Raw genomic sequence first — 18,213 nt, forward strand, 5'->3', positions numbered from 1 at the left:
GCCTCCCCTGCTTACTTTTTCGCTTGCTTGACCGGACGCTGCCAGGCGTCGACGGTCAGCTGCTTGGCCCGCGACAGTGTCAGCTTGTCGGCCGGCGCTTCCTTGGTGAGCGTGGTGCCCGCGCCCAGCGTGGCGCCGCGGCGCACCGTCACCGGCGCCACCAGCTGCGTGTCCGAGCCAATGAAGACATCGTCCTCGATCACCGTGCGGTGCTTGTTTACACCGTCATAGTTGCAGGTGATGGTGCCGGCGCCAATATTGACGCGCGAGCCCACTGTGGCGTCGCCCACATAAGCCAGGTGATTGGCCTTGCTGTGCGCGGCCACTTGCGCGTTTTTCACCTCGACGAAGTTGCCGATATGCACGTCCTCGCCCAGATCGGTGCCCGGGCGCAGGCGTGCGTACGGGCCGATCCGGCCGGCGGGGCCGATCTTCGCCTCGTCGATATGGCAGAACGGATGCACCAGCGCGCCGGCACCCACGGTACTGTTGCGGATCACGCAGTGCGCGCCGATCCGCGCCCCGTCGTCCAGGTGCACGCGGCCTTCGAACACACAGCCCACGTCGATCGTCACGTCGCGGCCGCAGGTCAGCTCGCCGCGCACGTCGATGCGTGCGGGGTCCAGCAGCGTCACGCCGGACTCCAGCAGGCGCCGTGCCAGGTTGTGCTGGTGGATGCGCTCCACTTCGGCCAGTTGCAGCTTGCTGTTCACGCCCAGCGTCTCCCACAGCGCGGCCGGCTGGGCCGAGACGATGTCGAGGCCCTCGGAAGCCGCGCGCTCGACGGTATCAGTCAGGTAGTACTCGCCCTGCGCGTTGTCGTTGCCCAGCGTGGAGAGCCAGCGGCGCAGATGGCCGGTGGGGCACACGATGATGCCGGTGTTGATCTCGCGGATGGCCCTGACCGCCTCGCTGGCGTCCTTCTGTTCGACGATGCGCACAATGCTGCCTGCCGCATCGCGCACAATCCGGCCGTATCCGGTAGGATCGGTCATCTCGACCGTGAGCACGCCAAAGCGCTCCGTGCCCGCCTCGGACACCAGTGCCTTGAGCGTCGCAGCCGTAGTGAGGGGCACGTCACCATAGAGAACCAAGGTGGGCTGGCTGTCGTCCAACAGGGGAAGTGCCTGCATCACCGCATGGCCGGTGCCCAGCTGCTGGGCCTGCTCGGCAAAGGCGACGTCACCGGCACCCACGGCTTCGCGCACGCGATCGGCACCGTGGCCGACCACGACCACCAGCCGGGCAGGCGACAAGGCACGCGCCGTATCGAGGACGTGGGCAAGCATGGGGCGGCCGGCCACGGGATGGAGAACCTTGGGCAAGTCGGAATTCATCCGCTTTCCCATGCCCGCGGCAAGAATGACGATATTCACAAGGAGACCCCTCAGTGAGTGTGTCTAAAAATATTCTGGAACGAGCCAACCGGGTGATTCGCAACGCGCGCCTCCCGGTATTGCCGAAAGCCTTCGCGCGGCCTCTGCCGAATCGCCGGAAGCCTTGTCAGGACTGGGCTGGCGGGCGATCAGGCAGCCCATTCAGGATGCGCGCCGATTTTAACATGACGGTTTCTGCGCAATACGGGACTGTTTCCGATTTTCACAACCGCTGGACCCGGCGTTTCATCACGGCATTCGCCGCCACGGTGCTTTGCGCCTGCAGTGCGATGAAGGTCGGTTACCAGCAGGGTGATCGGCTGGCGTACTGGTGGATCGACCATTATGTCGACGTCAGCGCCGCCCAGGAGCCGCCCACGCGCGAAGCCATCGCCCGCTTCTTCGCCTGGCATCGCAAGGCGCAGTTGCCGGAAATCTCGGCGCTGCTGACGCAGGCGAAGTCACAGGTGCAGCAACCGGTCACGCCCGCCATGGTCGGGCAGTTCCAGGATGCCAGCCAGCGGCTGGCACGGCAGTCGTTCGAGTACGCCATGCCCGACCTGGCCGACCTGCTGCTGACGCTGAAGCCGGAGCAGATCGACCGCATGGACAAGAAGTTCGCCGAAGGCAACACCAAGTATCGCAAGAAATTCCTGAGCGGCGACGCCGGCGACCGCGAGGACGCCCGCTACGACAAGGTGATGGACTACGCCAAGTTGATCTACGGCCGTTTCTCGGACGAGCAGGAGAAAGCCATCCGCGCCGCCGTCGTCCCCGTGGTGCGGGGCGCCGATGCGCGCTATGCCGAACGGATCAGGCGGCAACAGGAATGGCTGGCGCTGGCGCGGCAGGTGCAGGCGACCCATCCGCCCAAGGCGCAGGTGCTGGACATGCTGCGCCACTACGGCGAGCACTGGCAGAATCCGCCCGGCAAGGCCCGGGCCGCGAGCTACGAAGCCAACAACGAGGCTGGCATTGCGCTGACGGTGACAATCGCCAACCTGACCACGCCGGCGCAGAAGGCGCACGCGGCCGAGCGGTTCCAGAAGTGGATCGACGACACGCAGGCGCTGATGCGCGAGAAACATGGCGGCGCGGCGCAGGCGGCGGTCAGCTACTAAGCTTTGCCCACCTCGCAAAACAAGAACGGCCGCATCAGCGGCCGTTCTGTCGGGCAGAGCAGCTTACTCCGCGCTGGCCGGCACCGCCGGCACCGCGGCAGGCCGCTCGAAGCGCACGAACTCCAGCCGGTTCTCTTCCACGCCACCGGCAAACACCAGCGGCTGCTGCTGGAAGGTGGTTTCACCGAACAGTGACGCCTCATCCACCTTGGCCAGGCCCGTGGCCAGCCCGGTGAACGGGAACAGGTCGGTATCCGCCAGGTGCGATGGCACTACGTTGCGCAGCGCCGCGAAGATGTTGTCGATGCGGCCCGGGTTCTGGCGCTCCCAGTCCTGCAGCATCTCGCTGACCTTCTTGCGCTGCAGGTTTTCCTGCGAGCCGCACAGGTTGCACGGGATGATCGGGAATTCCATCGCGCGCGCATACGACGCAATGTCCTTCTCCGAGCAATACGCCAGCGGGCGGATCACGATGTGCTGGCCGTCGTCGGTCGACAGCTTGGGCGGCATCGCCTTCATCTTGCCGCCGAAGAACATGTTCAGGAAGAAGGTCTGGACGATGTCGTCGCGGTGGTGGCCCAGCGCGATCTTGTTGGCGCCCAACTCTTTGGCGGTGCGGTAGATCACGCCGCGGCGCAGGCGCGAGCACAGCGAGCAGGTGGTCTTGCCCTCGGGCACCTTCTCCTTGACGATCGAGTAGGTGTCCGCCTCGACGATCACATATTCCACGCCAACGGACTTCAGGTACTCCGGCAGGATGTGTTCCGGGAAGCCGGGCTGCTTCTGGTCCAGGTTCATCGCGATCAGCTTGAACTTGATCGGCGCGCGCTTCTGCAGCGCCATCAGGACCGACAGCATGGTGTACGAGTCCTTGCCGCCACTCATGCAGACGAGCACGGTATCGCCGTCCTCGATCATGCCGAAGTCGCCGATGGCCTTGCCGGTTTGCGATTGCAGCCTCGTCTCGAGGCGATAGAAGTTATTGGAGTGGCTCATGGCGCATACCTGCTACGTGGCGCCCGCCGGATGGAATGGCCGGCCTGGCGCAAAAAGGGGCCCACATTTTACTTGAGGCGCTGGCGCGCTGCCGGGGCTCCGGTGCGCGGTCAGTTGCGCTTGATGTGGAAGACTTCAACGCCCACTGAATCGCAGTCCGGGTACACATCCGGCTTCTCGGTGGACACGCGCACCGCGCGCACCTTGGGGTGCTTCAGCATGGCACGCGCCACGTCGTCGCACAGGGTTTCCTGCAGGTGCACGTGGCCCAGCGCCATGCGCTCGGCCACGGTGTTGCGCATGAAGTCGTAGTCCACGACTTCGTCCAGCTTGTCGGCGTGCGGCGTGCTTTGTGCCAGCGGCACGAACAGGTCGATATTGATCAGCACCCGCTGCTCGCCCTTCTTCTCGAACTCGTGCACGCCGATATTGATCTGCACTTCGTAGTTGCGCAGGAACATGCGGCGGCAGTCTTGCAGGCTGGGGTGGGAAAGGGCGGCGAGCATGGTCATGGTGAGCTACGAAGGGGAAAAGCGATTCAAGGCAGGCGTGCCGCGCCACATGGGCGCTGTACGGCCTGGAGGTCATTCATCGGTCAGGAACATCACGTCGCGCGACAGCGGCATCAGGTGCTGCCCGCCATCCACGTACAGGGTGGTGCCGGTCACCGCGCGCGCCTGCGCCAGGTAAGCCACGGCCTGGGCGATGTCTTCCGGCGTGGAAGACTGGCCCAGCGGCGTGACGCGGTGCGCGCGCCGGAAGCTCTGCTCCGACTGCTCGCCGGACACCAGTGTAATGCCCGGCGCCACGCCGACCACCCGCAGCCGCGGCGCCAGCGCCTGTGCCAGTTGCACGGTGGCGGTCTGCAGCGCAGACTTGGAGAGCGTGTACGACAGAAAGTCCGGATTCAGGTTGTCGAGCTTCTGGTCGAGCAGGTTGATCACCACGCCGCGCGGCTCGGCTGCGGTGGTGCCGGCAGCGCCCAGCGCCTTGTGCAGTTCGCGCGCCAGCAGCAGCGGCGCGGCGACGTTGGTGCGCATATGCGTATCGAGCGACGCATACGAGAAGCTGGTCGCCACGTCGTACTGGAACAGCGAGGCGTTGTTGACCAGGCAGGTCGGCACACCGAGCGCGGCCGTGCAGGCGGCGATCAGCTGCGCGGTGGCGGCTTCGTCGGCCAGGTCGGCACGCAGCACGGCGGCGCGGCGGCCGGCGGCGCGGATCTGCGTGGCCAGCACCTCGGCTTCGTCGACCGAGCGGTGGCAGTGCACGGCCACGTCCCAGCCTTGCGCGGCCAGTTCGAGCGCAATGGCGCGGCCGAGCCGGCGGGCGCCGCCGGTCACGAGCGCCACGCCGCGGGCGGCGCCGGTCGGGTGCCCCGGGGCCGGTGCACCACCGGGTGCGCTTGCAGGGGATTTGGATGCTGGCATTGCTACAATCGCGAAATGCAGAAAGCCGCTAGTTTACCCCTTCCCCCCGCCGACGCGCTGGCCGCCTCCGACTCGCTGGCCACGCGCATCGGCGAAACCATCGATGCGGCCGGCGGCTGGCTCGGATTCGATCGCTATATGTCGCTGGCGCTCTACGCGCCCGGACTCGGCTACTACAGCGGCGGCGCCGCCAAATTCGGCCGCGACGCGCGCGACGGCAGCGACTTCATCACCGCGCCCGAACTCTCCCCCTTCTTCGCCCGCACGCTGGCGCGCCAGTTCGCGCCGCTGCTGGCGCAAGGGCTGCCGCGCCTGCTCGAATTCGGCGCCGGCACCGGCCGGCTTGCCGCCGACCTGCTGCTCGCGCTCGAACAGGATGGCCAGTTGCCGCAGGAATACGCAATCGTCGAACTGTCGGGCGAACTGCGTGCGCGCCAGCAGGCGACGCTGGCGCAGCGCGCGCCGCATCTGGCGCAGCGGGCAGTCTGGCTCGACACGCTGCCGGAGCATTTCGAAGGCGTGGTGGTCGGCAATGAGGTGCTGGACGCCATGCCGGTGCGCCTGTTCGCGCGCAAGGGCGGACGCTGGCACGAACGCGGGGTGGCCCGCAGCGTCGCCGGCGACGACAGCACCAGCGCCCACGCCTTCACGTTCGAAGACCGCCTGCTGGCCGAGGCCGATATCCCGGAAGCGCTGCACGCGATTCCTGGCGACTACGACGTCGTCACCGAAACCCACGCCGAAGCCGAAGGCTTTGCCCGTGCGGTGGGGGCGATGCTGGCGCGCGGCGCGGCGTTTTTCATCGACTACGGCTTTCCCGCCAGCGAGTACTACCACCCGCAACGCGCCGGCGGCACCCTGATGTGCCACTACCGGCACCACGCGCACCCGGACCCCTTCCTCTACCCCGGCCTGCAGGACATCACCGCGCACGTGAACTTCAGCGGCATCGCGCACGCGGCTGTCGACGCCGGGCTGACCGTGGCGGGATTCGCCTCGCAGGCGCGCTTCCTGATGAACGCCGGCATCACCGACCTGCTGATGACGCTCGATCCGTCCGACGCCCGCACCTTCCTGCCGGCCGCCAACGCGGTGCAGAAGCTGCTTTCGGAAGCGGAGATGGGCGAACTGTTCAAGGTCATCGCCCTGACGCGCGGCCTGGACGACGGCGAGCCGCTGGCAGGCTTCGCGCGCGGCGACCGCTGCCACGCGCTGTAGGCCGGCCATGTTGCGCTGGACCTTCACCATCTTCCTGAGCGTGGTCATACTGTCCGCGGCGCTGCCGTGGCTGCAGAAGATCGGGCTGGGCCGGCTGCCGGGAGACGTGCGTTTCCGGCTGTTCGGGCGCGAGTATGTGCTGCCGTTTGCTTCGACGATCCTGCTGTCGATGGTGGCATTGGTGATCGGGAAGCTGCTTTAGAACCCATTTCACAATGAAGAAGGGGACCCTTCTTCATTGTGAAATGGGTTCTTAGTCCAGTGAATCACTTGACCGCTCCGACGGTGAAGCCCTCCACAAAGCGGTCAAGAAAACTGTTGTAAAGCACCGCCACCGGCACGCTGACAATCAGGCACGCCCCCATCAGCGAGCCCCAGAAATAGACATCGCCCCGCACCAGGAAGGTCGGCACGCCGACGCTCACCGTGTACTGCGACGAACTGGTGATGAAGGTCAGGGCGTAGACGAACTCCTGCATCGCCAGCGTCATGCTGAAGATGACCACGGTCAGTATCCCGCTCGACGACAGCGGCACCACCACCTTCAGGAAGGCGCCGAAGCGGCTCAGGCCGTCCATCATGGCGGCCTCCTCGATATCGCGCGGCACGGCCTTGAAGAAGCCCATCATCAGCCAGCTGCAGAACGGCACCGTGAAGCTCGGGTACACCAGCACCAGCGACCAGAGCGAATCCTGCAGGCCCAGCGCGCCGATGATGCGCGAGAACGGGATGAACAGGATGGTGGGCGGGATCAGGTAGGTCAGGAAGATGCCGATGGCCCACTGCCGGCCCCAGCGCCCTGACAGGCGGGCCAGGCTGTAGCCGGCGGGCACCGCCAGGAGCAGCGTGATCCCCACCACGCCCGCGGCCACCGCCAGCGTATTGAGCACCCAGCGCAGGTAACGGGTCTCGCCGAACAGTATGCGCAGGTTCTCCATCGTGGGCGGCAGGTTGAACAGGAACGGGTTGTTGGCGGTGTTGATCAGGTCGTGCACATCCTTGAAGGTCGTGATCAGCATCCAGTAGAAGGGAAACGCGCAGAACGCCGCGAACGCGGCGACCAGCCCGAAATGGACGCCGCGAGCGGCCCGGCGTCGCCAGATGAATGTGGCGGCGCGCATCTCAGGTCACCTCGGCGCGACGCGCCAGGGTCAGCAGCACGATCACGACGGCCACCAGCACCGGGAACAGGAACAGCGAGATGGCGGCACCTTCGGCCAGGTCGCCGCCCTGGATGCCGGTGAAGAACGCCAGGCTGGCCAGCACCTGGGTGGTGTCATAGGGCCCGCCCCGGGTCAGCACATAGATGATGATCATGTCGGTGAAGGTGAACACGATGCCGAACAGCAGCGCCACCAGCATGATGGGCATCACCAGCGGGATGTTGATAAGGAACAGGTGCCGCCAGAAGCCGGCGCCGTCCATGGCGGCGGCGTCGTGGATATCCTGCGGGATGCCGCTCAGGCCCGCGAGGATGATCACCGTGGCCAGTGGCAGCAGGCGCCAGACATCTACCACAATGACCGAGGCCATCGCCAGGTTCGGCTGGCCGAGCCACACCGGCCAGTTGTGCACCCCCAGCACGCCGACCGCGGCCAGGGTCCAGTTGATGATGCTGTAGACCGGGTCGAAGATCCACAGCCAGCCGATGGTGCCGAGCGAGATCGGCGCCACCCAGGGCAGCAGGATCAGCAGGCGCACCAGCCATTTGCCGCGGAAGTCCCGGTACAAGGCCATGGCCAGCATCTTGGCCAGCACCACCACCAGCGCCTGTGACACCAGCGTGAAGACCAGCGCGTTGCGCAGCGAACGCCAGAATGTGCCGCTTTCCAGCACGCGCCGGAAGTTCTCCAGGCCGACGAAGTGCAGCACCTGGCTGCCGACCGTGGCATCCGAGAGGCTGTAGTAGATCGACAGCAGGAACGGAAAGCCGACCAGCAGCGCGATATAGATCACCGCCGGGGCGAGCATGGCGCGGCCGAGCCAGCGGTCGTCGTCGGCCAGGCGCTGAGCGGGCTGCCTCGCCACGTCCTGCACTGGCTGCCCGGTGGCGATGTGCAGCGGTTTCACGGCGCGGCTCCCAGGCTGGCCCCGGATTTCGCATCGAAACGGCGCAGCTTGCGCTCGGGCACCACGAAGCGATGGCCGCGGCCGGCCTCGATCGGGACCGTCACTGTGCAGGGAATGCGCGAAACCACGCTGGCCGGCGGCAGCGGCGCTTCCAGCTTGCCGTACACGAGGCGGTCCGAGCCCAGGTTCTCGATGCGCGTCACATCCACGGTAAAGGCCTGCAAGGCATCCTCCGCCGGATAGGCTTCGCGCGGCAGGAAATGCTCGGGCCGGAATCCGGTCACGACTCCGTCAGCCTCGATCAGGTTCATCGGCGGCGAGCCGATGAACGTGGCGACGAAGAGATCCGCGGGACGTTCATAGACTTCCTGCGGCGTGCCGATCTGGTGAATCCTGCCGTGGTCGAGGATAGCGATGCGGTCGCCCAGGCCCAGCGCCTCGATCTGGTCGTGGGTGACGTAGATGGTGGTGATGGCCAGCCGGCGCTGGAATCGTTGCAGCTCGTCGCGCGCCGAGGTGCGGAGCTTGGCGTCGAGATTGGACAGGGGCTCGTCGAGCAGGAATGCCACCGGTTCGCGCACCACCGCACGCGCCAGCGCCACCCGCTGGCGCTCGCCGCCGGACAGCTGGCGCGGCTTGCGCTGCAGCAGATGGCCGATGCCGAACAATTGCGCGGCCCAGTCCACCTTGCGCCCGACCTCCTCGCGCGACATATGCCTGGCCCGCAGCGGAAAGGCGATATTGTCGAACACATCGAGGTGCGGGTACAGGGCGTAGCTCTGGAACACCATCGCCATGTTGCGCAGCCTGGGCGGCAGCGCCGTGACGACGCGGCCGTCCACCAGGACGTCGCCGCGGCTGGGCGCCTCGAGCCCGGCAATCAGGCGCAGCAGCGTGGTCTTGCCGGAACCGGACGGCCCCAGCAAGACCAGGAACTCGGCATCGCGGGCGCCAAGGTCGATATTGTCGACCGCGCTGGCGCCATCGAAATGCTTGGTGAGCGAGCGAACTTCTACGGAAGCCATATGCAGCCGCGCTACACCATGCCCTTGTCGCGCCACTTGGAGAAAATGCGCTTGCACGCGGCGTCGGCAAGACGGACGGCGTTCTCGGGCGTCTCGTCGCCCGTGGCCGCCTTGGCGAACATGGTGTTGAGGACCCAGGTATTGAAGATTTCGTCGATGGCCGCGTTGGCGTAGCCGGGGTAGCCGACATTGGTCGCCTGGTTCATCAGCGCGCCGAGCACCTTGTACTTGTCATGCGGCATGGCCTTCTGGTCGTCGGCGATCAGCTTCTGCAGGTCGGGCACGGTGCTGTTGAAGCACGGGAAGTTGTAGAACTCGCTGCCCAGGAAGCCCTGCCGGAAGTTGTCGATATAGTCGACCAGGAACTTCTTCGCACCGGCGATGTTCTCGGCGAATTTCCAGATCACGTAGCAGTCCATCACGTGCTCCAGCGCGATCCGCCGCACCGGCCCCTGCAGGGCCTGAGTGAGCCAGATATCCCGCGCGATCGGCAGGTTCTTGTTTTCGCCCTCCCGGGTGATGGAAATGGCGTTCAGGCACAGCGAGATCTTGCCTGCCAGCATGGCGCGATTGTTGGATGACGGGTCCCATGCCAGCACTTCCGGCGTCATGGTCTCCTGGAACAGCGCCTTGACGAACTTCACCGCTTCGATGGTGTTCTTCGAGTTCAGCACCACGGTGTGCCGTTCGTCCTGGACCGAGCCGCCGAACGCATACAGGATGGTGCGCGCCGCCATCGCGGTGTCGAGTTCCGCGGATAGCCCGATGCCGACCGGAATGCCGTGCTTTGCCTTGATCTTGCGGCCGGCCGCCAGGACATCCAGCCAGGTGTCCGGCGGCTTCATGCCGACGTCGTCCCAGAGGTCCTTGCGGTAGTTGATCGGGTCCGGCACGAAGCTGTCCGAGAAGCCGAAGTACTTCTTCGTCTTCGGGTTGTACGTGCTCTTGATCGCCAGCTCCATCGGCTTGCCATGCTTGCGCTGGCATTCCTCGTAGAGCTCGCGGTGGTCGATCACCTGCTCCTCGTAGACCGGCGCCGGCGAGAGGAACATGAACAGGTCATGCCCCTTCTGCGCCGAGACCTCGGCAGCGGCGCGCGTGGCCAGCGCGGGGATGCCGACGTGGTCGACCACCACCTCGGTATCGTTCTGCTGCCCCCATTGCTTGATGTAGGTGTCGTCGAACCACTTGTCGTAGCCGGGCACGAAGTGGTTCCACTGCAGGATCCTGAGAGTGTGCTTTGCCGCATGGGCATGCCTGGGGATCAGGAAGGGTCCGAGGCCGGCAGCAAGCCCGACGGCGCCCGTGGTCCGGATGAATCTGCGCCTGCCGGTGTTGGTGTCCGCGCTGGCGCTGGTGGCGACGGCCATGTCGGTACCACCTGGATGCGCTGTCTTGGCCATGGCTATCTCCTTGTACGAGAAAGCGGTCGGCTCCCACCCCGGTTCTGGGTAGCCAGCTACCCTACCTTCAAGGGTAGGCTTCATTTCATGAATAGGAAATCCCGACACATGTCACGAAGTGATGGAACCGTGACATGCCGCCCCTTCCACTTTCAGAAATGAGTCCTAAGCTGGAAAGAGTGAGGAGGTGATATGAAAACCGCATCCGCACACAGCTTTCCGGCCGGTGCCAGGTCCGGGCCCCCTACCCGGATACGCCAAGCCACCGTCTGCGCCCTGGCCGGCCTGGAACTGGCGCTGTCCGTCCCCGCCGCCGCCAGGGTGGAAGGCGACACCATCGTGCTCGGTGCCGCGGTCTCGCTCACCGGCAAGTACTCCACCAACGGCAAGAACACTCAGGACGGCTACAACCTCGCAGCGAAGCGTATCAACGAGACGGGCGGCGTCAAGGTCGGCGGCAAGGCCTACCAGCTGAAGATCATCTTCTACGACGACGAATCCACCTCGGCCCGCGGCGCGCAGCTGGCCGAGCGGCTGATCAGCCAGGACGGCGTAAAGTTCGTGCTGGGGCCTTACAGCTCCGGGCTCACCAAGGCGATCGCCCCGGTCACGGAGAAGTACCGGATCCCGATGGTCGAGGGCAACGGCGCGGACCGCAACCTGTTCACGCAGGGCTACCGCTACATGTTCGCGGTGCTCAATACCTCCGACTACTACCTGCGCGCCGCCATCAGCCTGGCTGCCGAGGAAGCGCAGCGGGCCGGCAAGTCACCGAAGAGCCTGAAGGTGGCCATCGCCATCGAGAACGACAACTTCTCGCAGGACGTGCGCGACGGCGTGGCCGAGGATGCGAAACGCCTGGGCATGCAGGTGGTGATCGACGACAAGCTGCCGCCCGAGCTGAACGACATGTCGGTCACGCTGGCCAAGGTGAAGGCGCTCAAGCCGGACATCCTGGTGGTATCCGGCCATGAAAAGGGCGCGACACTGGCGGTGCGGCAGATGGCGGAGATGCGGATCGACGTGCCGATGCTGGCCCTGACCCACTGCGACTCCGCGCAGATCATCGAGAAGTTCGGCAAGAGCGCGGAATTCGCGGTGTGCGGCTCGCAATGGGACCGCTCGCTGAGCTACAAGGACCGCTGGTTCGGCACGGCCGACCAGTATGCGCGGCGATTCGAGCAGGAGTTCCGCTACGAGGCACCGTACCAGGCGGCCGAATCCAGCGCGTCGGTGCTGGCCTTCGTCGACGCCTTCGAGCGCGCCGGTTCGTTCGATACGGAAAAGGTCCGCGAGGCGCTTGCCGCCACCGACCTGATGACGTTCTACGGCCCGCTCAAGTTTGACCAGAGCGGCAAGAACATCGCCAAGTCGATGGTGCTGTACCAGGTACAGGACGGCAAGTTCAAGGTGGTCGCGCCGGGCAAGTGGGCGTCGTCGAAGGTCATCTATCCGGCACCCGCCTGGGCGCGGCGCAAATAGGGGGCCGCTGCGCGGCCTGGCACAGATGACCGATCTCGCGGTCCTCATCCAGAGTCCCGAGCTGAACCTGCAGCTCGTGGTGGATGGCCTGCTGGCCGGCGCGATCTTTGCGCTGGCCGCCTACGGCATGGCGCTGGTATGGGGCGTGATGAACCTCATCAACGTGGCCCAGGGCGAGCTGGTGATGCTGGGCGGCTATATCGTGATCTGGCTGGCCGGCAAGGGCGTGCCCCCGATGCTGGCCGTGCCGGTTGCCGCGGCGGTGATGTACTGCGTGGGCTGGGGGCTCTATCGCATCGTCATCTTCCGGCTGGTCGAGCGCGATCTCTTCGTCTCGGTGCTGGCCACCTTCGGCCTGAGCATCGTGCTGCAGCAGCTCGCCAACCTGGCGTTCGGCGCCAACGTGCGCACGCTCGATGCCGGGCTGGGCAGCCTGTTCCTGGCCGGCGGACTGGTGGTGCCGAAGATCAAGCTGGCCGCGTTCGCCGCAGCCCTGGCGCTGGGCGCAGCGCTGATGCTGTTCCTCAGGTATTCCCGCCGTGGCCAGGCAATCCGGGCCACGGCGCAGAACGCGCGCGCAGCCCGCGTGCTGGGCGTGGACACCGATCGCGTCTATGCCGCGACCTTCGCCCTCAATGCCGCCATCTGCGGCGCCGCCGGCGGTCTGGTGGCGATGACCTGGATCATCCACCCCTACCTGGGCCTGCCCTATACGGTGCGTGCCTTCATGATCGTGGTGGTGGCCGGACTGGGCAGCATGCTGCCGGTCCTCGGCGCCGGCGGCGGACTTGGCATTGCCGAAAACTACGCCGGCTTCCTGCTCGGCACCGAGTACCAGACCGCCTTCCTCTACGCGCTGCTGGTGGTGATTCTGGTAAGCCGCAACCTGATGCTGCGCCGGCATCGAGGCTACCTGCGATGAATCCCCACCTGCGCGGCGTACGCCGGCTCGAAGCGGATGTCCCGGTGACCTCGCCCGCCCCGGTCACCGGGCTCGCCCTGCTCGCGGGCGGCCTGGGCGCCCTCGCGGCGCCGTGGCTGTTCGCCGGCATCACCACGCAACTGACCTTCCTCTGGCTGATGATGCTGTTCGCGCTGACGTGGGACGTGATGGGCGGCCAGATGGGCTACAACTCCTTCGGCAACATCGTGTTCTTCGGCGTGGGTGCCTATGTCTGCGCGGTGGCGCAGCGCGACTTCGGGCTGGGCTACTTTGCCGGCCTGGCAGCGGGTACCGGCCTGGCGGCGCTGGGGGCTGTAGCCGTGGCGCTTGCGCTGGGCCCGGCCATGCTGGGCTTGCGCGGCCACTACTTCGCAATCGGGACGCTGGGCCTGGGGATTGCCTTCGCCGATGCCGCGGCCGGCTGGGATTTCATCGGCGCAGGATCGGGCATGACGCTCCCGCTGTTCCCGGGTGCGGCCGGCCGCCGTGAGCCGTTCTTCTACTACGCGATGCTGATGCTGGCCGCCGCTACCCTGCTGACGCTGCGCTGGCTCTATGCGCGCCCGTTCGGCCTGGCGCTCAATGCCATCCGCGACGACGAGGACAAGGCCGAGGCGCTGGGCCTGCACACCACGCGCTACAAGATCCTGGCCTGGTGTGTCTGCGCCCTCTTCCTCGGCATGGCGGGCGCCCTGGCGGGCAACCTGGTCGGCTTCATCGATCCGCGCGAGCTGGCGTTCGCCGGCACCACCTTCGGCGTGTGGATGGTGGTAATGGCGATCCTCGGCGGCAAGGGCACGCTGTGGGGGCCGGTGATCGGCGCCACGTTGTTCCACCTCACCCAGGAGCTGTTCTGGACCTACCTGCTGAACTGGCAGCGCGTTGCGCTGGGCGTGCTGATCGTGCTGATCGTGGTGCTGTTCCCGACCGGCATCATGGGCTGGCTGCGCGATGACAACCCAAACCGCCGCCGCATAACGGGGAGTGCCGCGCCATGACCGACCTGCTTGCGGTGCGCGGCGTCACCAAGCGCTTCGGCGGTGTCGTCGCCAACCATGAGATCTCCCTGCAGGTGCCGCACGGCAGCATCGTGGGCCTGATCGGGCCGAACGGTTCGGGCAAGACGACCCTGTTCAATTCCATCGTCGGTTATCACCCGATCGACGGCGGATCGATCCTGTTCGACGGGCGCGAGATCTCGCGCCTGCGCGTACCCGAGATCGCCCGCCTGGGCCTGGTGCGCACCTTCCAGCAGACCCGGGTGTTCGGCAAGATGAACTGCCTGCAGAACCTGCTGGTCAGCGTGCCCCACGTGCAGGAAGGATTCGCCGCGATGTGCACGCGGCAGGCGCCGGCGGTGACGGAACGGGCCCGGCAGATCCTGCGCCTTGCCGGCCTGGAGGACCACGTGGACCAGCGCGGCGCCGATCTGTCGTTCGGACAACAGAAGCTGCTCGAGATCGCCATGGCCCTGATGAACGAGCCCAGGCTGCTGCTGCTCGACGAGCCGACCGCCGGCGTGAACCCGGTGATGATCGAGAGCCTGATCGCCCTGCTGCGGGACATCAACGCGCGGCTCGGCATCACGCTGCTGGTGATCGAACACAATATGCGGGTGATGATGCAACTGGCCGGCCATGTCTGCTGCCTGGCGCATGGCGAGGTGCTGGCGCAGGGATCGCCGGCGCAGATCACCGCCAACCGCGCCGTGATCGAGGCCTACCTGGGAGGACAGCCGTGAACATGGCGCACACCATGGCCCAGCCGGTTGCCCGGGTGCCTGCCGCCACGCTCGCCGCCGCCCTCTCGCGCCCCCGGCCAACCGTTGCGCAGCTCGAGCAACTGGCCGGCGGGACGCCGATGGTCGCCGTGGACAACCTGGTCGCGGGCTACGGCGGCATGGAGATCCTGCACGGCTTCGGCCTGCGCGTGGCGCGCGGCGGTTCGCTGTGCCTGATTGGCCCGAACGGCGCGGGCAAGTCCACGGTGCTGCGCGCCATCTACGGCCTCGCCCGGGTCATGTCGGGGACCATTACCGTGGCTGGCGCGCCGGTCACCCACCTGCGTGCCGAGCAGAAGCTGCTGCAGGCAGGCGTGGCCTACGTGCTGCAGGAGGGTTCGATCTTCCCCGACATGACGGTCGAGGAAAACCTGCTGATGGGCGGGTACCTGATGCGGCACCCGCGGGACGCCGCGGCCGCCGCCGAGCGCATCTTCCAGCGCCATGGCGCGCTGGCGCAGCGGCGCGGCCAGCGCGCCAGCGTGCTTTCCGGCGGGGAGCGCAGGCTGCTGGAAATCGCGCGCGCGCTGATGATGGACCCCGCCGTGCTGCTGGTGGACGAGCCCTCGATCGGACTGCAGCCGCGCTATGTCGACATGGTGTTCGAACTCCTGCGCCATCTGCAGCAAGACGAGGGCAAGACCATCATCCTTGTCGAGCAGAACGCCCGCAAGGGGCTCGCATTCGCCGACCTCGGCTATGTCCTGGTGGCCGGGCAACTGGCCATGGCCGGCACCGGTGGCGAACTGGGCCGGGACCCGGAGGTCGGCCGGCTGTTTCTCGGGGCCTGACCCGGACGGGATGGCAGGCGCCGGCATACAAGGAGACCCAAATGTTCAAGCATCTGCTCGTGGCGGTCGACGGCTCGACCCTGTCCGATACGGCCTACCGCAAAGCCATTGCGCTAGCCCAGGCGCTGCAGGCCCGCATTACCGCAATCGAGGTTGTCGCGCACTATGACGTGATGCGCCTGCAGACCGCCATGCTGCGCGAAACCCGGGAACACTACATGCAGGAAGCCTACCGGCAGGCCGAGGCGTACCTGACGACGATTGCGGAAGAGGCTGCCGCGGCCGGCGTGAACTGCGATACCGCCTGCGTCACCGGCGACCATATCTTCCAGGCCATCATCGACGAGGCCGAAGCCAGGCAATGCGACCTCATCGTGATGGCATCCCACGGGCGGCGCGGGGTGGAGGCGCTGGTGATCGGCAGCGAGACGCACAGGGTGCTCACGCATACGAAGATTGCGGTGCTGGTCTTCCGGTAGACGCCTGCGCTTAGCTGCCGAGGCGCTCCGCCACGGCCGCCACACGCGCCGCATGGACGCGGTCGCGGATCTGGCTGACATCGTCGCCGCATGCGCGCGCGATGGCGCCGGCGTCCACCGCCGCGGCTGCGTCCAGTGCGGCCAGCAAGCGCGCTGCCTGGGGGTACTCGCTCGATTCAAAGCCCTTGCGTCCGCGCAGGTCGGCCTCGCAGGCCTGTAGCGCTTCGGCAAAGCGGGCCGGCTTGCGCAGTGCGTCGCAGCGCTCGAGCAGCCGCATCGCCGCCGCCGCGCCGATCTCCTGCGAGCGGTGGATATTGCCGTGCTCGCGCGCCACCACCAGCGCCAGGTCGCGGCATTCGTTGGGCACGCGCAGGCGCGCGCAGACGTCCTCGAGCAATTTCACGCTGCGCATCTCGTGGCCGATATGGCGCGGCAGGATGTCCTCGGGCGTGGTGCCCTTGCCCAGGTCGTGCATCAGCGCGGCGAAGCGCACCGTCAGGGGGGCGCCCATCGCGGCGGCGCAATCGATCACCATCATCACGTGCACGCCGGTATCGATTTCCGGATGGTAGTCCGCACGCTGGGGCACGCCCCACAGGCGGTCCAGCTCCGGCATCAGCCGCGCCAGCGCGCCGCACTCGCGCAGCACTTCGAACATGCGCGAGGGCTTTGCTTCCATCAGCCCACGCGCCAGTTCCTGCCAGACGCGCTCAGGCACCAGTGCATCGACCTCGCCGGCAGCCACCATCTCGCGCATCAGCCGCACGGTTTCCGCGGCGACGCTGAACTCATGAAAGCGCGCAGCAAAGCGCGCTACGCGCAGGATGCGCACCGGGTCTTCGGCGAATGCCTCGGAGACATGCCGGAACAGGCGCGCCGCGAGGTCGCGCTGGCCGCCATGGGGATCGATGACCGGGCCGACCAGGTTGCCATCGGCATCGACCTCGCGCGCCATCGCGTTGATGGTGAGGTCGCGCCGCACCAGGTCGTCCTCCAGGGTGACATCGGGCTCGCAATAGAAGGCAAAGCCCTTGTAGCCCATCGCCGTCTTGCGCTCGGTGCGGGCCAGCGCGTACTCCTCTTTCGTGCGCGGATGCAGGAAGACGGGGAAGTCCTTGCCGACCGGCTTGTAGCCGGCGGCTTCCATTTCGGCCGGGGTCGCGCCCACCACCACGTAGTCGCGATCCTGGCTGGGCTTGCCCAGCAATTCGTCGCGAATCGCTCCGCCGACGGCGTACACCTGCATCGTTTGCCCCTCTGTGCTGTGGTCCGCCGGCTCCACCCGGCGATCAGTGGCTGATGATAATCGCATCGGGGCGATCGGGCGCCATCCGGTACGGCTCATCGTCGGCGAGGAAATCGCGCTCCTCGCGCGCGCCGGCAATCCAGGCCTGCATGGCGGGCAGTGCCAGCATGAAGTCCGCGTACGCCTTGGCCGCATCGGGCAGGTGGATGCCGTAGGTGGCGAAGCGGCTCACGACCGGCGCGAAGAAGGCATCCGCGATCGTGAACTCGCCGAACAGGAACGGCCCCGCGGCGCCATGCCGGGTGCGCAGGTCAGACCAGATCTCGGCGATGCGGGCGACGTCGCGCTGCACCGCCACGTTCCAGCCGCGCCCGGGCAGCACGGCGGTGACGTTCATCGGCAGCTGGCTGCGCAGGTTGCCGAAGCCCGAGTGCATCTCCGCACAGATCGAACGCGCATAAGCGCGCGCGGCGGTGTCGGCGGGCCACAGCTTCTTCGCGGGAAATTTCTCGGCCAGGTATTCGGCGATCGACAGCGAGTCCCACACCGCGATGTCGCCGTCGATCAGCACCGGCACCTTGCCGGCCGGCGAATAGCGCGCAATCTCGGCGGCAAAGTCTCCGGCGAAAAGGCGGACCTGCACTTCCTCGAACTCGATGCCCGCATGCTGCATCAGCAGCCAGGGGCGCAGCGACCAGGAAGAATAGTTTTTGTTGCCGATGATGAGCTTCATCGTGGAATCCTTGGGGGAGGCATTGAGAAAGGCGGGGCAGCAGGACATGCGCGGCCAGTCCTGCGATCGGAGCCGCTGGCCGCGCGCCCGAACCGCTCATTCTGCCAGCGCGAACGGCGG

Annotated in this window: 19 protein-coding genes; 9 read left to right on the plus strand and 10 right to left on the minus strand. The window is 66.7% G+C overall.

All coding sequences use genetic code 11. The features are described from left to right. Positions 1-11: 11 nt before the first annotated feature. A complete protein-coding gene (gene glmU, locus RM96_RS04925; protein WP_039008337.1) occupies positions 12-1,376 on the minus strand; it encodes a bifunctional UDP-N-acetylglucosamine diphosphorylase/glucosamine-1-phosphate N-acetyltransferase GlmU in 1,365 nt (454 codons plus the stop codon). Positions 1,377-1,561: 185 nt separating this feature from the next. On the opposite strand from glmU, the gene RM96_RS04930 reads away from it, so the two are divergent. Next, positions 1,562-2,497, plus strand: coding sequence for a DUF6279 family lipoprotein (locus RM96_RS04930; protein WP_238587098.1), 936 nt, complete (start codon positions 1,562-1,564; stop codon positions 2,495-2,497). A gap of 63 nt (positions 2,498-2,560) precedes the next feature. Here the strand turns inward: RM96_RS04930 and ttcA are convergent, their stop codons facing one another. The 3 genes from ttcA to RM96_RS04945 all read right to left on the minus strand — a co-directional run bounded on the left by ttcA (position 2,561) and on the right by RM96_RS04945 (position 4,923). Next, positions 2,561-3,493 carry a tRNA 2-thiocytidine(32) synthetase TtcA gene (gene ttcA / locus RM96_RS04935; protein ID WP_039008340.1) on the minus strand — a complete coding sequence of 311 codons (933 nt, stop codon included), beginning with the start codon at positions 3,491-3,493 and terminating at the stop codon, positions 2,561-2,563. Between the two features lie 110 nt (positions 3,494-3,603). Next, entirely contained in the window at positions 3,604-4,005 is a 402-nt protein-coding gene (locus tag RM96_RS04940) for a dihydroneopterin aldolase (RefSeq protein WP_039008342.1), read from the minus strand. A 72-nt stretch (positions 4,006-4,077) separates the two neighbouring features. Then, complete coding sequence (locus RM96_RS04945) at positions 4,078-4,923, minus strand: SDR family oxidoreductase (protein ID WP_193752394.1); 846 nt, start codon at positions 4,921-4,923, stop codon at positions 4,078-4,080. 15 nt (positions 4,924-4,938) lie between these two features. On the opposite strand from RM96_RS04945, the gene RM96_RS04950 reads away from it, so the two are divergent. Together RM96_RS04950 and RM96_RS04955 are read left to right on the plus strand one after the other, a co-directional pair. After that, on the plus strand, positions 4,939-6,141 hold the full coding sequence (locus RM96_RS04950; protein ID WP_039008345.1) for a class I SAM-dependent methyltransferase: 1,203 nt from the start codon (positions 4,939-4,941) through the stop codon (positions 6,139-6,141). Between the two features lie 7 nt (positions 6,142-6,148). Then, positions 6,149-6,343: a DUF2905 domain-containing protein gene (locus RM96_RS04955; protein WP_039008347.1), complete on the plus strand. Its 195-nt coding sequence runs from the start codon at positions 6,149-6,151 to the stop codon at positions 6,341-6,343. Between the two features lie 64 nt (positions 6,344-6,407). Here the strand turns inward: RM96_RS04955 and RM96_RS04960 are convergent, their stop codons facing one another. From RM96_RS04960 to RM96_RS04975, 4 genes are read right to left on the minus strand one after another with little or no spacing between them, the layout of a single operon-like run. Beyond that, complete coding sequence (locus tag RM96_RS04960; RefSeq protein WP_039008348.1) at positions 6,408-7,262, minus strand: carbohydrate ABC transporter permease; 855 nt, start codon at positions 7,260-7,262, stop codon at positions 6,408-6,410. 1 nt (position 7,263) lies between these two features. Then, on the minus strand, positions 7,264-8,211 hold the full coding sequence (locus tag RM96_RS04965; RefSeq protein WP_238587099.1) for a carbohydrate ABC transporter permease: 948 nt from the start codon (positions 8,209-8,211) through the stop codon (positions 7,264-7,266). After that, on the minus strand, positions 8,208-9,236 hold the full coding sequence (locus RM96_RS04970) for an ABC transporter ATP-binding protein (RefSeq protein WP_039008350.1): 1,029 nt from the start codon (positions 9,234-9,236) through the stop codon (positions 8,208-8,210). The genes RM96_RS04965 and RM96_RS04970 overlap by 4 nt, the downstream gene beginning before the upstream one ends. Positions 9,237-9,247: 11 nt before the next feature. Further along, positions 9,248-10,639: an ABC transporter substrate-binding protein gene (locus RM96_RS04975; RefSeq protein ID WP_082016424.1), complete on the minus strand. Its 1,392-nt coding sequence runs from the start codon at positions 10,637-10,639 to the stop codon at positions 9,248-9,250. Between the two features lie 192 nt (positions 10,640-10,831). Here RM96_RS04975 and RM96_RS04980 point away from each other — a divergent pair, with 192 nt between their 5' ends. From RM96_RS04980 to RM96_RS05005, 6 genes are read left to right on the plus strand one after another with little or no spacing between them, the layout of a single operon-like run. Further along, positions 10,832-12,121 (plus strand): amino acid ABC transporter substrate-binding protein, encoded by a 1,290-nt coding sequence (locus tag RM96_RS04980; protein ID WP_052279332.1) that lies wholly within the window; start codon positions 10,832-10,834, stop codon positions 12,119-12,121. Between the two features lie 25 nt (positions 12,122-12,146). Further along, entirely contained in the window at positions 12,147-13,043 is an 897-nt protein-coding gene (locus RM96_RS04985) for a branched-chain amino acid ABC transporter permease (RefSeq protein ID WP_039008351.1), read from the plus strand. Further along, positions 13,040-14,062 carry a branched-chain amino acid ABC transporter permease gene (locus RM96_RS04990; protein ID WP_152624042.1) on the plus strand — a complete coding sequence of 341 codons (1,023 nt, stop codon included), beginning with the start codon at positions 13,040-13,042 and terminating at the stop codon, positions 14,060-14,062. The genes RM96_RS04985 and RM96_RS04990 overlap by 4 nt, the downstream gene beginning before the upstream one ends. Next, positions 14,059-14,805, plus strand: coding sequence for an ABC transporter ATP-binding protein (locus RM96_RS04995; RefSeq protein ID WP_039008353.1), 747 nt, complete (start codon positions 14,059-14,061; stop codon positions 14,803-14,805). Before RM96_RS04990 ends, RM96_RS04995 begins: the two co-directional genes overlap by 4 nt. Before the next feature lie 2 nt (positions 14,806-14,807). Then, on the plus strand, positions 14,808-15,635 hold the full coding sequence (locus tag RM96_RS05000; RefSeq protein ID WP_039008355.1) for an ABC transporter ATP-binding protein: 828 nt from the start codon (positions 14,808-14,810) through the stop codon (positions 15,633-15,635). A gap of 41 nt (positions 15,636-15,676) precedes the next feature. Continuing rightward, positions 15,677-16,114, plus strand: coding sequence for a universal stress protein (locus RM96_RS05005; RefSeq protein ID WP_039008356.1), 438 nt, complete (start codon positions 15,677-15,679; stop codon positions 16,112-16,114). A 10-nt stretch (positions 16,115-16,124) separates the two neighbouring features. Here RM96_RS05005 and RM96_RS05010 read toward each other — a convergent pair whose 3' ends face one another. After that, positions 16,125-17,360, minus strand: a complete 1,236-nt coding sequence (locus RM96_RS05010) for a multifunctional CCA addition/repair protein (protein ID WP_039008357.1) — start codon at positions 17,358-17,360, stop codon at positions 16,125-16,127. Between the two features lie 43 nt (positions 17,361-17,403). Next, the gene (locus RM96_RS05015) at positions 17,404-18,093 is read right to left on the minus strand and encodes a glutathione S-transferase family protein (RefSeq protein ID WP_039008358.1); all 690 of its coding nucleotides are present in this window, start codon (positions 18,091-18,093) and stop codon (positions 17,404-17,406) included. Positions 18,094-18,213 lie beyond the last annotated feature (120 nt).

Origin of the sequence: Cupriavidus sp. IDO, assembly GCF_000812465.1 — a bacterium.
Classification (GTDB): Bacteria; Pseudomonadota; Gammaproteobacteria; order Burkholderiales; family Burkholderiaceae; genus Cupriavidus.

Coding starts and splice junctions, on each gene's coding strand:
- ttcA (WP_039008340.1), bottom strand. CDS start 3,493: ATGAGCCACTCCAATAACTTCTATCGCCTCGAGACGAGGCTGCAATCG.
- RM96_RS04980 (WP_052279332.1), top strand. CDS start 10,832: ATGAAAACCGCATCCGCACACAGCTTTCCGGCCGGTGCCAGGTCCGGG.
- RM96_RS05005 (WP_039008356.1), top strand. CDS start 15,677: ATGTTCAAGCATCTGCTCGTGGCGGTCGACGGCTCGACCCTGTCCGAT.
- RM96_RS04945 (WP_193752394.1), bottom strand. CDS start 4,923: ATGCCAGCATCCAAATCCCCTGCAAGCGCACCCGGTGGTGCACCGGCC.
- RM96_RS04990 (WP_152624042.1), top strand. CDS start 13,040: ATGAATCCCCACCTGCGCGGCGTACGCCGGCTCGAAGCGGATGTCCCG.
- RM96_RS04985 (WP_039008351.1), top strand. CDS start 12,147: ATGACCGATCTCGCGGTCCTCATCCAGAGTCCCGAGCTGAACCTGCAG.
- RM96_RS05015 (WP_039008358.1), bottom strand. CDS start 18,093: ATGAAGCTCATCATCGGCAACAAAAACTATTCTTCCTGGTCGCTGCGC.
- RM96_RS04970 (WP_039008350.1), bottom strand. CDS start 9,236: ATGGCTTCCGTAGAAGTTCGCTCGCTCACCAAGCATTTCGATGGCGCC.
- RM96_RS04975 (WP_082016424.1), bottom strand. CDS start 10,639: ATGGCCAAGACAGCGCATCCAGGTGGTACCGACATGGCCGTCGCCACC.
- RM96_RS04955 (WP_039008347.1), top strand. CDS start 6,149: ATGTTGCGCTGGACCTTCACCATCTTCCTGAGCGTGGTCATACTGTCC.
- RM96_RS04940 (WP_039008342.1), bottom strand. CDS start 4,005: ATGACCATGCTCGCCGCCCTTTCCCACCCCAGCCTGCAAGACTGCCGC.
- RM96_RS05010 (WP_039008357.1), bottom strand. CDS start 17,360: ATGCAGGTGTACGCCGTCGGCGGAGCGATTCGCGACGAATTGCTGGGC.
- RM96_RS04995 (WP_039008353.1), top strand. CDS start 14,059: ATGACCGACCTGCTTGCGGTGCGCGGCGTCACCAAGCGCTTCGGCGGT.
- RM96_RS04950 (WP_039008345.1), top strand. CDS start 4,939: ATGCAGAAAGCCGCTAGTTTACCCCTTCCCCCCGCCGACGCGCTGGCC.
- RM96_RS05000 (WP_039008355.1), top strand. CDS start 14,808: ATGGCGCACACCATGGCCCAGCCGGTTGCCCGGGTGCCTGCCGCCACG.
- RM96_RS04930 (WP_238587098.1), top strand. CDS start 1,562: ATGACGGTTTCTGCGCAATACGGGACTGTTTCCGATTTTCACAACCGC.
- RM96_RS04960 (WP_039008348.1), bottom strand. CDS start 7,262: ATGCGCGCCGCCACATTCATCTGGCGACGCCGGGCCGCTCGCGGCGTC.